We start from the raw sequence: 14,927 nt of genomic DNA on the forward strand, positions 1-14,927 counted from the left end.
GATCCCGGGCGTGGCGTCCTCCGCACCTCAGACCGCCATGTCAGAATGAGAATGATTCCTGATTCAAGGCGCGGGTGAGTAGTGCGCCGGGGCGGCCGTCGGCCTGCCTGATCAGGCTTCTCGGACCTCGATCTTCCCTGGACAAGGACATGCCCTGATGGCATCGCCACTGCGTGACATCCTCCGGCCCGTACGCGGCCGCCTCCTCGCCTGCATCGCGCTGACCGTGGTCTCCACGGTCGCCGGGCTGGTGCCGATGACCGGCATCGTCGAGCTGGCTCGGATCCTGTTACCGGCGACCAGTGGCGCGAGCATCGACGCAGGACGGGCTTGGCTGGTGGTGCAGGTGAGCCTCGGCGCACTCGGCGTAAGGCTGGCCACCATCTTGGCCGCGTCCTGGCTCTCCCACGCCGCCGACCTCGACCTCTCGGTGCTGCTGCGGCGAAGCCTGGTCGCCCGGCTGGGGAGGGTGCCGCTGGCGTGGTTCACCGAGCGCTCCTCGGGGCAGGTGAAGAAGGCGGTCCAGGACGACGTGGCCGCGCTGCACCACCTGGTCGCGCACTCGGCGATGGAGCTGACCGCGGCCATCACGCTCCCGCTGACCGTGGCGGCGTACCTGCTCTCGGTCGACGTCACCATGGCGCTGGTCACCTGCGTCCCGCTCGTCCTCGGCATCATCGGTCTGCGGATCTCGATGCGCGGCGCGGCCGAGCTCTACCAGACCTACGACCGTGGGCTGGCCGAGATCGGTTCGGCCGCGGTCGAGCTGGTCAACGGGATCACGGTGGTCAAGACGTTCGGCCGGGAGGGCCGTACGCATCGTCGGTTCACCGAGGTCGCGCAGCGTTTCGGCGGGTTCAACCGCGACTGGATGCGACACTCGGCGCTCGGGATGCTGCTGATGGAGCTCGCGCTGACCCCGGTGCTCACGCTCACGCTCGTCGCGGTCGTCGGCGCGCTGCTCGCGAGCAGAGGAAACCTCGCCACGATCGACCTGGTCCCGTTCCTGGTGCTGGGGCTGACCATGACCGCACCGGTGACCGTCGCCGGGTACGCCGGCCGCGAGCTGCGCGAGGCGACCGGTGCCGCTCAGCGGATCCAGGAGCTGCTGGCCACCCCGGAGCTCCCGGTCCCGGCGACCGCCGCGAACCCGGAGGGCGGCCGGGTGGAGCTGCGTGGCGTCGGCTTCGCCTACTCCCCCGGCGGCCGGCTCGTGCTCGACGGAATCTCGCTGACCCTGGAACCCGGCACCGTGACCGCTCTGGTCGGCCCCTCGGGGTCGGGCAAGTCGACCCTGGCGCGGCTGCTGCCCCGCTTCGCGGACCCCACGCTCGGGTCCATCAACCTCGGCGGCTGCGACCTGCGCAGCCTGACCAGCGAGCAGCTCTACGAGCGGGTCTCGTTCGTCTTCCAGGAAACCTCCCTGCTTCGCACCAGCCTCCGCGACAACATCAGGTTGGCCCGCCCGGACGCCTCCGACCAGGACGTACGTCACGCCGCGGCCGCCGCGCAGATCCTGGACCGCCTCGACGCCCTGCCGCGCGGGCTGGACTCGGTGGTCGGCGAGGACGCGCTGCTCTCCGGAGGTGAGCGGCAGCGGGTCGCGATCGCCCGGGCGATCCTGGCCGACACCCCGGTCCTGGTCCTCGACGAGGCCACCGCGGCGGCCGACCCGGAGTCGGAGGCACAGGTGCAGCAGGCGCTCTCGACGCTGGTCGCCGGACGTACCCTCCTCGTCATCGCCCACCGCCTCTCCACGATCACCGGCGCCGACCGGATCGTCGTCCTCGACTCCGGCCTGGTCGCCGAGTCCGGCACCCACACCGACCTGCTCGCCGCCGACGGCCTCTACGCCCGGCTGTGGCGGGCCGACCAGCGCGCCCACTCAGAACCCGCCCACACCCAGACCGCCGAGGTGGCCCGATGATCTCCGTCGTACGCATGCTCAGCACCCTCCTCGACCACGACGGCCGCCGGCGGCTGCTTCGGGTGGTTGCCACCTTCGTCGCCACCGGCGTCCTCCAGGGCCTCGCCTTCGCGGCACTGGTGCCGCTGCTGGTCGCTCTCTTCACCCAGGACTGGAACGGGGTGACCGCCTGGGCAGGAGCGCTCCTCGGGCTGCTCGTCGCCCACCACGTCCTGCTCACCCTCGCCGACCTGGCCGGATACGACCTGGCCTGCGACCTGCTCGACCGAACGCTGGCCCGGCTCGGCGAGCACGTCGCCAGGCTGCCGCTCGGCTGGTACGACGCCGATCGCACCGGGATGGTCGGCCGGATGGCGTCCAAGGGCGCAGCCGACATCTCCTCGATCCCCGGCCACCTGCTGCGGCCGATGACCGCCGCCGTGGTCAGCCCGGTCACCGTGGTCGCCGCGCTGCTGGTCCTGGAGTGGCGGCTCGGGGTGGCGCTGCTGGCCGGGGTCGTCCTGGTCTTCGCCGCGACCCGCCTGCTGAGCGTGATCATCGGGCGCTCCGAGGCCGGCTACGACACCGCGATGGCCAACGGCTCGGCACGGGTCGTGGAGTTCGCGCTCAACCAGCAGGCGCTGCGGGTCTTCGGCCGCACCGTCCACGGCAACGAGCTGGTCGAGGATGCCTTCGCCGCCCAGCGGGCGGCGAGCAGGCGGATGCTGGTCACCGGCTTCGGTGGTCGCGGTCTCCAGCTGCTCGCCGTCCAGGCGCTGCTCACCGTCGTGGTCGCGCTCTCGGTCCACCTCGTCCTCGGCGGCAGCCTCGACACCGCGACCGCGGTCGGGCTGCTCGTGCTCAGCGTCCGGTTCGTGGAGTCGATGGTCGACCTCGGCGAGCTGTCCAGCGCGCTGCGGATCGCCCAGGGTTCGCTGCGCCGGGTCCTGGACCTGCTCGAGATCGCCCCGCTCCCCGAGCCTGCCGTCCCCGCGACCGCGCGTGACGGTGCGGTCGAGATGACCGACGTCTCCTTCTCGTACGACGGCTCCACGCCCGTGCTCGACGGGGTCTCCTTCACCGCCCCGGCCCGCTCGCTCACCGCGATCGTCGGGCCCTCCGGATCGGGCAAGTCGACCCTGCTCCGGCTGGCCGCCCGGTTCCACGACGTCACCTCCGGGTCCGTGCGGGTCGGTGGGGTCGACCTACGCGACCTGGGGACCGAGGCGCTGATGGCCGACGTCTCGATCGTCTTCCAGGACGTCTACCTCTTCGAGGGCACGCTGCGGGACAACGTCCTGCTCGCCGCCCCCGACGCCGACCCGGCTCGCCTGGCGGAGGCGGCTCGGCTGGCCCGGGTCGACGACATCGTCGCCCGCCTCCCGCACGGCTGGGAGACCCGGGTCGGAGAGGCCGGCTCCACGCTGTCGGGCGGCGAGCGCCAACGGGTCGCGATCTGCCGTGCGCTCCTCAAGGACGCCTCCGTGGTCCTCCTCGACGAGGCCACCGCGGCGCTGGACGCCGAGAACGAGGCGGCGGTCCAGGAGGCGCTGACCGCGCTGGCCGCCGACCGCACCGTCATCGTCATCGCCCATCGGCTCCAGACGGTGACCGCGGCCGACCAGATCCTCGTCCTGGACGGCGGCCGGATCGCCGAGCGCGGCAGCCATGCCGACCTGCTCGCGGCAGAAGGTCGCTACCGCGACTTCTGGCAGCAGCGTACGTCCGCGGCGGGCTGGCAGCTGGTCGGCGAGCCCGCCGGCTGAGTCACGGGGCGGCGACGGGAACGGCCACGTCCGTGCCGCCCTCCTTCGTGAATCGTGCACCCATCCGGAAGAACGACGGCGTTGCCACGAAGCGCCCGGCGAAGAGCGCCTCGCCCTGCTGGAAGAACGGCGAGGTACGCAGCATGGCCGAGGGCGCATAGCCGAACAGGTGAGCAACGGCGGCGACGTCGCCGGGCGAGTTCATGCGCATGAGCACGAGGTTGTCGCACTGCGACACGACCTGCTGGTGAATCTTGTCGGGTCGCTGGGTGGAGAGCACCAGCCACAGCCCGTACTTCCGACCCTCGGCCGCGATCTGCACGAGGCGGTCCACCAGCGCCTGTTGCAACGCGCCTGAAGCGTCCGCCGGACACAGGTTGTGGGCCTCGTCGATCACGATCAAGGTGGGAACCCGGCTGGTGCGCTCCGCCCACAAGCGTTCGACGAGGTCGAGACTGACCGCCATCGGTTCGTGCGGATCCTCGAAGCCACTCAGGTCGAGCACCGTCGCTCGGCTGCCCGAGGACACGATCTCGGCAGCGGACGGCAGCTCGCCCGCCCAGACCTCCCAGTGGTCGAGGCCCAGGTTCTCGATCCGCAGACCGAGCGCGCGCTCGTCCGGAGAACCCACCAAGAGCTCGCGGACCACGTGGTCCAAGCCGGACGAGGCCGTCTCGTCCATGCGGTGGATCAAGAGGTTGTACTCCTCGCGATCCCGCATCGGATCGAGCTCGAGCAACGCCGCCTGAGCTTGGCGCGACATCGTGGAGAAGCGGAGTCTGAGCGGCTCGTGACCGGTCGTGTCGGCGCCGAGGACCCGTACGGCCGTATCGGAGAGACGATCGGCGACTGCCGCCGGCGCGTCGGCGCGCGCTTCGCCGAGGCTGACGAAGTCGGCGTTGGGGTCGAGCACGACGACGCGGAGCTCGGTGTTCAAGATCAGCCGCTCCAGGATCGCCCCGAGTGCGTAGGTCTTGCCGGAGCCGCTCTGGCCGCACAGGAAGGTATGACGGTTGAAGGCCCCAGCCCTCAGCAGAGCGGGGACCTCGTGTCCGGCGGACCGCCACGTGCCGACCTCCAGCGTGGCGCCGGAGACCTGCTGCAGTCGTTCGAGGTGCCGTTCGCCGGGCTCGGAGAGCCGGGCGTTGCGAAAGGGCTGACGGCGCTCCGGCCGCGGTACGCCGGTCTCGTCGAGCGGGCCGAGCAGGACGCCGGACCCACCGTCATCCAGCGCGGCCGGATCGTTGCAGTCCAGAACCTGACCGAGCACCATGCCACTGTCCTCGGTGTTCAGCACCACGATGTCGCCCGGAACGACGGCAAAGGTCTCCTTCCCGACGTACACGAAGGTGCGGCCGTCTGACGAATGAGCGAGCAAGCCCTCAGAAGGGTTCACTTCTTTCCCCGCAATCCCTGACGGCTGGCCGGTGGACGACCACCCTTGGCGCTTTTCATCTCGGATCGTATCCCGCTCCCTTCCTCCGGACTTCTGATGAGGAGCATGGCGAGCAGTGGGCAGATCAGTACCGTCGCGGCACCGGCGCCGACGAGAAGAGAGGCATTGTCGGGCGACATCTCGTTCGCGGCGACCGTGATCGAGGTGACCGCCACGATGATCGGGAGGCCTGTCGACGCGAACAGCCCCACGGCCAGGCTGTCTCTCAAGTCCATGCCCGTGCCGTCTTCGGACCTCGAGAACCTGCTGAGCAGGAAGACCGGCAGACCTCGAACCAGGAGGATCAAGACGATCACGGAGACGAACGCCAGCGGGCGGCTGACGATCGCGGCGGCATCGACGGCCATTCCGGAGGTGACGAAGAAGACGGGAACCAGCAACCCGTAGGCGATTCCCTCGACTCGTGCCTCGAGATGCTCGTTGCCGTCGGGCACCGCAAGACGCAGGATGAAACCGGCCGCGAATGCCGCCAGGACGACGTCGAGCTCGAGTATTGCCGCCACGGCCGTCAGCGTGACCAACAGGAACATCGTCAGCCGAACCGGGGTCTGTCCCGTTGTCTCGGCACCAGAACGAATCAGCTCCAGTAATCGCGATGTCTCCCGTCGCAGTCGCCGGGGCGGAAAGCCGAGCAAGAGCGTGATCGCCCCGAAGGCCGCGAGGACGAGGAGCGATTCCACAGGACCTCGCGTACCCAGAAGGAGGGCGATCGCGAGAATCGGTCCGAGTTCGCCGTACGCACCGTGCCTGAGGACGCTGGCACCGACCCTCGTCTTGAGGAGACCGTTGTCCTTCAGAATCGGCAGCAGGGTCCCCAGAGCGGTCGAGGTGAGCGCGATCGCGACTGCCACCTGGCTGTCGAGAACGTTCGTGACACCCAACAGACCGACCAGCCCGAATGCCAACGCGAGGCTGACAAGCCAGGTTCCGAGCGCCCTACGTCCGTCCCGCCCGGCCAGCTCGGCCGGCTCGATCTCGAATCCAGCGAGCAGGAAGAGCATCGCGAGGCCCAGTTCGTGCAGCATCTCGATCGCCTCATCGGTCTCGGCGAACTCGAGGCCGTAGGGTCCGATGAGCATCCCCAGGCCGATGAGCAGCACGACCTCGGGCACCAGTTTGCGCGGCACCAAACCGGCGATCAACGGTGCGACCGCGGCGACTGCGGTAATCCAGAAAAGGGACATCACCGGCGAGGGCATGTCATTCCTCCTGAAGGGCGGCGCGGGCCTTCAGACTATGTGTCCCGCGACGGCGCGGAGGACGAACTCCTCGATCCGCTCGGCGGGGAGGTTGCGGGTACCGAGGACCGAATGCACGAGGGCGAGGGTGGCGTCGATGTCGGAGACGGCGAAGATGCCCTGCTCGGCGCCCTGCTCGAGGATCTCGGCCAGGACCTGCTCGACGGCGACGATGTGCTCGCGGATCTCCTGACGGGCCTCCTCCGGGAGGCCGCCGTAGACCTGGGGACCGAAGCCCATGTGGAACTTCTCGCCGAGGGTGAGGTGGTTGCGTACGTAGATCCGCAGCCGCTCGGCCGGGTTCTCGCTCGCGGCGAGCTGGGCTTGCAGAGAGGCGACGTACTCCGAGGTCTCGTGGGTCGCGAAGGCGACCATGACCGCGTCCCGGTCCTTGAAGTGGTGGTAGATCGCGGTGCGGCCGATGTCGGCGCGCTGGGCCAGCTTCGACATGCTGATCGCGTCGTAGCTGCCCTCGGCCATCAGCTCGGCGAACGCCGCGAAGATCCGCTCGCGCACCAGCCTGCGGTGCTCGGGAACGTTCTCGGCGGCGATACGGGGCACGAGAACGAACCCTAGTGCAGCCGCGCCGGTGAGCCCCCACACCCTGAGGCGAGGGCTCACCGGCGCCGCGACCTACTTCGCGGTGACGGTCCGCGTCCCGGTCACTGCCTTGTAGTTGGCGTTGCCGGTGTAGCTGATCTTGATCGTCCACTTGCCCTTGCCGAGGCGCTTGGACTGCGCACCGGTCAGGGACACCTTGGCGACGCCGCTGTTGATGGTGGCCCAGCGTACGACCGACTTCTTGCCGCGGACGAAGGTCACCTTGACCTTGCCGGTCGGCTTCGCCACGCCGGCCTTGCCGACCACGACGGTCTTGAACCCGACACCCTTACCGGCCTTGACCTTGGTCGTCCACGAGGTCTTGTAGCCGACCGAGGCCTTCGCGACCGTCACCACCGGCTTCGCCGAGGACGCCGCGACCGTGGCGGAGCCCGCGTAGGTAGCGGTGAAGGTGTGCTTGCCCGGCGTCAGCGACTTGGGCAGCGTGAAGGTGGTCCTGCCACCGGACAGCGAGCGGGTTCCGTACGACTTCGAGCCCTCCTTGAGGGTGACCGACCCGCCGACCGAGACGTTGGAGCGAACCGCGACCGTCACCGCACCGGAGGTGCCGTAGCTGCCGTTTCGCACCGATGTCGACACGCTGGAGGAGGCCTTCACCGCGGTGAAGGTGATCGGCGTGAAGGTCTCGTACGCCGCCTGTACCGCACCGCTGCCGGCGTAGGTGTAGATCCCGTAGTCGGTCAGCGCCGGGTCGGTCGCCTTGGCGTCGATCGCCGCCTTGTCGATGGTCAGCTCGGCGGTGAAGGTGCCGTCGGGGCGCAGCTCGATCCCGCCGGCCTCCGGCCCGCCGATGGTCGCGACGTCCTCGGCCAGCACCGCCCAGTTCACCGCGGTGTTCACCCGGCTGGCCGAGGGCGCACCCTCCGACGGCTTCCAGAGGTCGGCGACCTTGCCGAAGGCGACGTACGCACCGCCGGGCTTCCCGGCCAGCGGCGGCCGGGTTCCGGTCGCCTGCGCCGGGTCGAAGCCGGTGCCCTCCACGGTCACGGTCGTCTGGCCGGACTCCGGCACGGAGGTGCGGGAGACGGTGACGGAGGCCTGCTCCGCGACCGGCGTCTCCGGCACCACGACCTCGAGCGGGATGGTCGGCTTGCGCACGTCGGCAGCGCCGCCGCTGGAGTACCAGTAGGACGCCGAGCCGACGCGGACCTGGTAGTCGACGAAGGACTGCGGGAACGCACCCCAGGTGGCGCCGGTGCGGGACTGGGCGGTGCCGCCGGCGGGTGCCTCGTACTCGACGCCGAGGTAGTCGGGGGTGACGACCAGGCCGGTCTCGGTCACGTCCACGCCGCTCAGCGTGGCCAGGGTGACCTCGGCGGGGGCGAGCTCGGTCCAGGAGCCCATGTCGTTCATGTCCGAGCCGTAGCCGCTCAGCGTCGCGGTGACGGTGCCGACGCCGTTGTCGACGGCCAGCTCCGGGTCGGAGACGTAGAAGAACGACATCCCGCTGTAGTAGACGACGGTGAAGTCGCCGTCCCAGGAGATCGAGGCGTCGTCGGCGGCGGCGTCCACCGTGCCGGTGCCGCTGTCGATCACGACCTGGTGGTCGCTGAACTTGGTGAACGAGATCGCCGTGCCGTCCGGCGCGGTACTGAGCCCGGCCCAGGTGGTCGCGGCGTAGCTGCCGTCGGCCTGCTCCTTCTCGATCGTCACCTCACCGTCGGTGGCCTTCCAGCCGGCCGCGGCACCGTTGGCCCAGGTCGCGCCCTGGTCGGCGGCGCTGAGGGTCTGGCCACCGGCGCCGGGGTTGCCGAGCTTTCCGGCGGCGAAGTGGTTGTAGGTGCCGGGCGCGAAGGCCCGGGAGTTCGACTCGTTGGTGAACCCCCAGCGGAACTGGACGTCGTCGACCGAGACCGGCGCGGCCTGCGCGGGGGCTGCGGCGAGGGCGGCGAGCCCGGGCGTGATCAGCCCGGCAGCCAGGGCGAACGCGAGCCCACGACGGGCTCTGGCCTTCAAGGACATGGAGATATGCCTCTCGTACGAAGAAAAGTGGGGATGCCGGACGACCGGCCGGCACGGCCGAGAGCGAGCCGAGGCTCCAACTCCAAGCAAGGTTAGCCTTGCCTAAGTTAGGTTTACCTTAGAAGATCCCAGACTTCTTGACAACCTGTCAGCCGCGACGCGGCCGGACGGTGCGCAGGACGATGACCGCTGCCCCGAGAAGGGCCGCCGTGCCGAGCCACCAAGGCCAGGACGTACGCCACGCCAGCACGCCCGAGGCCAGCTCGGTGCCCAGCCCCATCAGGGTGCCCACCGGTCCGGCCAGCGCCGGGAAGGCGGCCGTCGCGGCCGCCAGCGCGGGCAGGACCGCCGGGTTCACGCCAGGGCTCACGGCAGGACCGGCAGAGGGGGCCGGCGAGGCACCCGTCGGCGCCGTGACAACAGGGTTGGAGACGGTCCCTCCGCTGCCGTCGTCGCCATCACCGACCGCCGGCTTCGTGGTGGTCACCGGCTTGGCCGCGTCATAGGAGACCGAGACCGGCAGGGCGACCTTGTGGGCGTCGGAGGCACCGCCGGAGGAGTACCAGTAGGAGCCCGAGCCGGCGGTGGTCTGGTAGTCGACGAAGGACTGCGGGAACGCGCCCCAGCTCGACCCGCTGCGCACCTGCGCGGTCGCCGACGACGGCACGCTCACCTTCACCCCGCGGTAGGCAGGAGTCGCCGTGAACCCGCGCGCCCCGGACAGGTCGATCTTGCCGAGCCTGGCGAGGTCGACCTTCCGCGGCGCCACCGCGGACCACTGGGTGGTGTCGGTCTGCGAGGAGGCGTAGCCGGACAGCGTCGCGGTCAGGGTCGCGGTGCCCTTCGCGACGGTCAGCGCCGGGTCGGTGACGTAGAAGAACGTCATCCCCGAGTAGTAGAGGACCGTGAACGAGCCCTTCCAGCGCACCGACCCGGAGCCGGTCGAGGGATCGATCCGCCCGGTGCCACCGGTCAGCACCACCTGATGGTTGCTGAACCGGCCGCCCGAGGTGGCCAGCCGCGTGCCTTCGGAGTCCGTGCTCAGCCCCGCCCAGGTCGCGGCCCGGTAGGCCGAGGCGTCGGCGGAGTACTTCTCGATGCGTACGTTGCCGGAGCTCTGCTTCCAGCCCGACTGCTTCAGGGTCGTGCCGCCCTTGCCCGGGTCGGCGATCTTCCCGGCGGAGAAGAAGTTGAAGGTCCCCGGCGCGAAGGCGGCGTTGTTGGACTCGTTGTTGATCCCCCAGCGCAGGGCGGCGTTCTTCACGACCAGCTCGCCCTCGGGGTCGGTGTCGACCGGGGTCGAAGGGGTCGGCTCCGGGGTCGGCTCCGGGGTGGGTGTCGGCTCCGGGGTCGGCTCGGTCACGACCGGGTCGGAGCCGGTGAAGTCGACGGCGAACGGCAGCGGCGGCTTCTTGGCGTCGGCGGCACCGCCCGAGGAGTACCAGTAGGAGGAGAGCCCGGAGGCGAAGTGGAAGTCGAGGAACTCCTGCGGCCAGGCGCCCCAGCCTGCGCCGGTGGTCACCTGCGGCGTCTGATCCTCGGGCACGGCGACGCGGCGCCCGGCGTAGTCCGGAGCAATCGTGATCCGTCCCTCCGGGTCGATCGAAGCACCGGCGAAGGTCGCGACGGTGACGTCGGCGACCGGGTCCATCGGCTCGCGGTTGTTCGGGTCGGTCATCGAGGAGGCGTAGCCGGACATGTCGGCCCGGAGCTCCCCGGTCCCGTCGGCGGCGACGGTCAGGACCGGGTCGGAGAAGGTGAACGGCACCAGGCCGCCGTAGAAGTTGACGCTCCAGTCGCCCTCCCACGCAACGGTTCCGGACCCATCGGCGGCCAGCTCGGCCCGGCCCTCGTCGAACCGGACCAGCTGCTGCACGGACCCGCCGACCTGCCGGGTCCGGGTGGCGTACGTCGCCTGGGACCGGGTCCCGTCGGCGGTCACGTGCACGATCGAGACGTCGTCGGCGACTCCCTGGTAGGTCGCCTGGTCACCGGCGGAGGCGCCCGCGGAGAAGTAGTTCGACCCACCGAACGGGGGCGCCGCCTGCATCTCCACGTTGCCGGCCCACTCCAGGGCGACACCCTCCAGGACCGTCCCGCCGGCGGGAGGGTCAGCCGCGAGGGCGGGGATCTGGGGCACGCCCAGGAGAGCGACCAGTCCGGCCACCAGACCGGCGGAGAGTCGGCGGTTGTTCATGTGGGGGAGTTCCTGTCATCTGCGATAGGTGTCGAGGTTGGCGCCGAGCTCCTCGAAGAGCGCCTGGTTGAGACCGAAGGCGACCTGGACCTCCTCGACGATGCGGATCTTCTCCGCGGGGCCGAGGTCGAGGGCGTCGAGACGGGCGCGGTAGCCGTCCTTGTAGGGCTTGGGCTTGGGGATCTCGGCGAACTCGTAGAACGCCACCCCCTCGCCGTCGAGCTCGAAGAACCGGTCGAGCAGCCGGCCGATCGCCTGGCCACCGGAGAGGTCGCCGAGGTAGCGGGTGTAGTGGTGAGCGGCGTAGAGACCGCCCCAGGCACGGGTGGCCTCGATCCGGGCGACGTACGCATCCGCGGCCGCGGACTCGACGGCACCACCGTCGGGCGCCCAGACCGCCAGGTCGGCGTCGATCGCGGCCAGGCGCTCCAGGGCGGCGTCATGGACGGCCGCGGCGACAGGGTCGGTGGCGGCGAGATCACGGCCCACCGACTCGAGCGCGACGTAGACCTTGCGCAGGCGCAGCAGGTAGTCGGCGTACCCCTGCTCGTTGACCCGGCCGGCCAGCAGCTCCTCCATGAAGGAGGAGTTCTCGGCGGCGGTGTGCTGGATCCGGGAGCCCTCACGCATCAGCGCGGAGAGCGGGGCGGCGGAGGTCTCGTCGACGAGGAGGGCGGACATGTGTGCTCCAGTCAGGTCGGGCGGCAAAGCGATCGGCGTTCCGGCAAGGATATTGACACATTGTCAGAAAGTCAGCAAGACTTTGCTTAGGCTAGCCTAAATAAGGTTACCCTTACCAGGTTTGGTAACGCCTCGAGAGGACCTCCCCCCGTGCTTCACTCCCCTCGCGCCCTGGTGCGCGCGGTCGGCCTGGTCGCCACCATCGCGCTGCTGACCACCGCCTGCTCCGGACTGCCGGGCAGCGGCTCCCACACGGATGCGGACGCGACATCCGCGATCCCACTGGCCGAGGCCGAGGTGCTCGACGACCCGCGCGCCTGGAACGGCGCGACCCACGCCTCGCTCACCGAGCAGGCCGTCGATCCGATCAGCGACACCACCCCCGAACCACGGCTCCCCGTCACCGTGACCGACTCCCAGGGCACGACGGTGACCGTCGAGGACACCTCGCGCATCCTGGCGCTGGACATCTACGGCACCATCTCGACCACGGTCTTCAACCTCGGCCTCGGCTCCTCGGTGGTCGGTCGCGACATCTCGACGCAGTTCACCGAGGCGTCCGACCTGCCGCTGGTCACCGGCACCGGCCACGAGCTGGTCGCCGAGAAGATCCTCGAGCTGGACCCGACCCTGATCCTCACCGACACCTCCCTCGGGCCCTGGGACGTGGTGCTGCAGATGCGCGACGCCGGGATCCCGGTCGTGGTCGTGGACTCCGAGCGCTCGCTCGACAACGTCGGCCCGCTCACCATGGAGATCGCCACCGCGCTCGGCGTCCCCGAGCAGGGCGAGCGGCTCGCCGAGCGCACCGAGACCGAGATCGACGAGGTCGAGGCCGAGATCGCAAAGGTCGCGCCGGCCTCGGAGCAGACCCGGCTGCGTACGGTCTTTCTCTACGTACGAGGCCAGGCCGGCGTCTACTACATGTTCGGCGAGGAGTCGGGAGCGGACTCGCTGATCACCGCTCTGGGCGGCTACGACGTGGCGGCCGAGATCAAGTGGAACGGGATGAAGCCGGTCACCGACGAGGGCATCATCTCAGCCCAGCCCGAGCTGGTGCTGATGATGACCAAGGGGCTGGAGTCCGCCGGCGGCGTCGACGGGCTGCTGGAGCGGCTGCCCGCGCTGGCCCAGACCCCCGCCGGCCAGAACCGGCGGTTCGTGGACATGACCGACTCGGCGATCCTGGGCTATGGACCGCGTACGGCCGAGGTGCTCAACTCGCTCGCGGTGGCCATCTACGCGCCGGAGTCCGCCGAGCCGTCCTTCGGCGAGGACGGGGCCGAGTGAGCCTGCGCGCCGGCGCGCTGATCGGCGGGCTCACCGTCGCGCTCGTGGCCACCGTGGTCGTCGCCGCCGGGCGCGGACAGCTCGCGATCCCGCCGGCCGAGGTGGTGGGCTCCTTCCTGCACGGCATCGGACTGCCGTTCGGACCGCTGCCGGAGCACCCGCAGGGCGATGTCACCCTGTGGCAGGTGCGCTTCCCGCGGGTCGTGCTCGCGGTGCTGGTCGGGGCCGCGCTCTCGGCCGCCGGAGCGCTGATGCAGGGCGTCTTCGGCAACCCGCTGGCCGAGCCCGGCGTCGTCGGGGTCTCCAGCGGAGCGGCTTTCGCGGCTGCGATCGCGATCGTCTACCAGCTCACCTTCTTCGGCGCCTGGACCATCCCGGTCCTCGCCTTCCTCGGCGGCCTGGTGACCACGGTGTCGGTCTACCTGCTCTCCCGCGCCGACGGCCGCACCGAGGTCGTCACCCTGGTCCTGACCGGGATCGCGGTCAACGCCCTCGCCGGCGCCGGGCTCGCACTGATGCTCTTCCTGGGCGACACCCAGGCCCGCGAGGAGATCGTCTTCTGGCAGCTCGGCTCGCTCAACGGCACCCGCTGGATCTACGTCGCCGTCGTCGCGCCGTTCGTCGGTCTCGGAGTGCTCGGTGCGCTGATCGTGGCCCGGAGCCTGGACCTGCTGGCGCTCGGAGACCGGGCCGCCCGGCACGTCGGTGTCAACGTCGAACGGCTGCGGATGTTCTCGATCGTGCTCGTCGCCATGCTGACCGCGGCGGCGGTCTCCTTCGCCGGGATCATCGCCTTCGTCGGGCTGGTCGTGCCGCACCTGGTCAGGATGGTCGTCGGGCCCGGCCACCGGGTGCTGGTGCCGGCCTCCGCGCTCGGCGGCGCGCTGCTGCTCTCGCTGGCCGACCTCTTCGCCCGCACGGCCGTCCCCTACGCCGAGCTGCCGATCGGCATGCTCACCTCGCTGGTCGGCGGACCGTTCTTCTTCTGGCTGCTGCGCCGCAGCCGCCGCTCGGCAGGAGGCTGGGCCTGATGCTGTCGCTCTCCGAGGTGTCCGTCGGCCTCGCCGGCCACCCGATCCTGCACCGCGTCTCGACCTCGGTCTCCCCCGGTGAGGTGGTCGCGCTCGTCGGCCCGAACGGCGCAGGAAAGACCACTCTGCTCTCGGTGATGGCCGGCGACCTGGCCCCCTCTGCCGGGACCGTCACGCTCGACGGCACCCCGTTGAGCGCCTGGAAGCAGCTCCCCCTGGCCCGCCGCCGCGCCGTGCTCCCCCAGGAGCACCGGCTCGCCTTCGGGTTCCGGGCCGCCGAGGTCGTACGCATGGGCCGGGCGCCCTGGGCGCGCACCGCCTCCGAGGCGGCGGATGACGAGGTCGTCGCCTCGGCGATGGCTCGCACCGACATCGAGCCGCTCGCCTCGCGGACGTTCCCGACATTGTCGGGCGGTGAGAAGGGACGTACGTCGTTCGCGCGGGTGCTCGCCCAGACCACGCCGCTGGTTCTGCTCGACGAGCCCACCGCGGCCCTCGACCTGCGGCACCAGGACCAGGTGCTGGCCGAGGCCCGCCGGCTCGCCAGCGGCGGCTCGGCAGTGGTCGCGGTGCTGCACGACCTGTCCGTGGCAGCGGCGTACGCGGATCGCATCGTCGTCCTCGCCGCCGGCGAGATCGTCGCCGACGGGCCGCCCCGTGAGGTCTTGGACGCAGACCTGATCGGGACGGTCTACGAGCATCCGGTCGACGTCATCGAGCACGACGGCCGGTTGCTGGTCGTCCCCAGCCGTATCCATCCGTAACTCCCGATCAGGACC

At 70.5% G+C, this 14,927-nt stretch carries 11 protein-coding genes; 5 read left to right on the top strand and 6 right to left on the bottom strand.

Annotation, left to right across the window (positions count from 1 at the left end):
- Window positions 1-157 precede the first annotated feature (157 nt).
- Together BLT25_RS23760 and BLT25_RS23765 are read left to right on the top strand one after the other, a co-directional pair.
- Window positions 158-1,927, top strand: a complete 1,770-nt coding sequence (locus tag BLT25_RS23760) for an ABC transporter ATP-binding protein (protein WP_091051341.1) — start codon at window positions 158-160, stop codon at window positions 1,925-1,927.
- Window positions 1,924-3,672, top strand: a complete 1,749-nt coding sequence (locus BLT25_RS23765) for an ABC transporter ATP-binding protein (protein WP_091051344.1) — start codon at window positions 1,924-1,926, stop codon at window positions 3,670-3,672. Before BLT25_RS23760 ends, BLT25_RS23765 begins: the two co-directional genes overlap by 4 nt.
- 1 nt (window position 3,673) lies before the next feature.
- Here the strand turns inward: BLT25_RS23765 and BLT25_RS23770 are convergent, their stop codons facing one another.
- The 6 genes from BLT25_RS23770 to BLT25_RS23795 all read right to left on the bottom strand — a co-directional run bounded on the left by BLT25_RS23770 (window position 3,674) and on the right by BLT25_RS23795 (window position 11,827).
- The gene (locus BLT25_RS23770) at window positions 3,674-5,050 is read right to left on the bottom strand and encodes an ATP-binding protein (protein ID WP_218131463.1); all 1,377 of its coding nucleotides are present in this window, start codon (window positions 5,048-5,050) and stop codon (window positions 3,674-3,676) included.
- A gap of 14 nt (window positions 5,051-5,064) precedes the next feature.
- The gene (locus tag BLT25_RS23775; protein WP_091051345.1) at window positions 5,065-6,327 is read right to left on the bottom strand and encodes a cation:proton antiporter; all 1,263 of its coding nucleotides are present in this window, start codon (window positions 6,325-6,327) and stop codon (window positions 5,065-5,067) included.
- A gap of 30 nt (window positions 6,328-6,357) precedes the next feature.
- Window positions 6,358-6,927, bottom strand: coding sequence for a TetR/AcrR family transcriptional regulator (locus tag BLT25_RS23780; RefSeq protein ID WP_091051348.1), 570 nt, complete (start codon window positions 6,925-6,927; stop codon window positions 6,358-6,360).
- A gap of 72 nt (window positions 6,928-6,999) precedes the next feature.
- Entirely contained in the window at window positions 7,000-8,949 is a 1,950-nt protein-coding gene (locus BLT25_RS23785) for an Ig-like domain-containing protein (RefSeq protein WP_091051349.1), read from the bottom strand.
- Window positions 8,950-9,097: 148 nt separating this feature from the next.
- On the bottom strand, window positions 9,098-11,146 hold the full coding sequence (locus tag BLT25_RS23790) for a hypothetical protein (RefSeq protein ID WP_091051352.1): 2,049 nt from the start codon (window positions 11,144-11,146) through the stop codon (window positions 9,098-9,100).
- A 15-nt stretch (window positions 11,147-11,161) separates the two neighbouring features.
- Window positions 11,162-11,827 carry a biliverdin-producing heme oxygenase gene (locus BLT25_RS23795; protein ID WP_091051355.1) on the bottom strand — a complete coding sequence of 222 codons (666 nt, stop codon included), beginning with the start codon at window positions 11,825-11,827 and terminating at the stop codon, window positions 11,162-11,164.
- Between the two features lie 150 nt (window positions 11,828-11,977).
- On the opposite strand from BLT25_RS23795, the gene BLT25_RS23800 reads away from it, so the two are divergent.
- The 3 genes from BLT25_RS23800 to BLT25_RS23810 are packed head-to-tail and all read left to right on the top strand — an operon-like array spanning window position 11,978 to window position 14,912.
- Window positions 11,978-13,117, top strand: coding sequence for a heme/hemin ABC transporter substrate-binding protein (locus BLT25_RS23800; protein ID WP_256328750.1), 1,140 nt, complete (start codon window positions 11,978-11,980; stop codon window positions 13,115-13,117).
- The gene (locus tag BLT25_RS23805) at window positions 13,114-14,148 is read left to right on the top strand and encodes a FecCD family ABC transporter permease (protein WP_091051358.1); all 1,035 of its coding nucleotides are present in this window, start codon (window positions 13,114-13,116) and stop codon (window positions 14,146-14,148) included. Before BLT25_RS23800 ends, BLT25_RS23805 begins: the two co-directional genes overlap by 4 nt.
- Complete coding sequence (locus BLT25_RS23810; RefSeq protein ID WP_091051361.1) at window positions 14,148-14,912, top strand: heme ABC transporter ATP-binding protein; 765 nt, start codon at window positions 14,148-14,150, stop codon at window positions 14,910-14,912. Before BLT25_RS23805 ends, BLT25_RS23810 begins: the two co-directional genes overlap by 1 nt.
- Window positions 14,913-14,927 lie beyond the last annotated feature (15 nt).

It is taken from the genome of Nocardioides sp. YR527 (assembly GCF_900101045.1).
Taxonomy (GTDB): Bacteria; Actinomycetota; Actinomycetes; order Propionibacteriales; family Nocardioidaceae; genus Nocardioides.

Bases quoted from the DNA above. Each gene is read 5' to 3' on its own strand.
- BLT25_RS23760 (WP_091051341.1), top strand. From the start codon at position 158: ATGGCATCGCCACTGCGTGACATCCTCCGGCCCGTACGCGGCCGCCTC.
- BLT25_RS23790 (WP_091051352.1), bottom strand. From the start codon at position 11,146: ATGAACAACCGCCGACTCTCCGCCGGTCTGGTGGCCGGACTGGTCGCT.
- BLT25_RS23810 (WP_091051361.1), top strand. From the start codon at position 14,148: ATGCTGTCGCTCTCCGAGGTGTCCGTCGGCCTCGCCGGCCACCCGATC.
- BLT25_RS23795 (WP_091051355.1), bottom strand. From the start codon at position 11,827: ATGTCCGCCCTCCTCGTCGACGAGACCTCCGCCGCCCCGCTCTCCGCG.
- BLT25_RS23765 (WP_091051344.1), top strand. From the start codon at position 1,924: ATGATCTCCGTCGTACGCATGCTCAGCACCCTCCTCGACCACGACGGC.
- BLT25_RS23775 (WP_091051345.1), bottom strand. From the start codon at position 6,327: ATGCCCTCGCCGGTGATGTCCCTTTTCTGGATTACCGCAGTCGCCGCG.
- BLT25_RS23785 (WP_091051349.1), bottom strand. From the start codon at position 8,949: ATGTCCTTGAAGGCCAGAGCCCGTCGTGGGCTCGCGTTCGCCCTGGCT.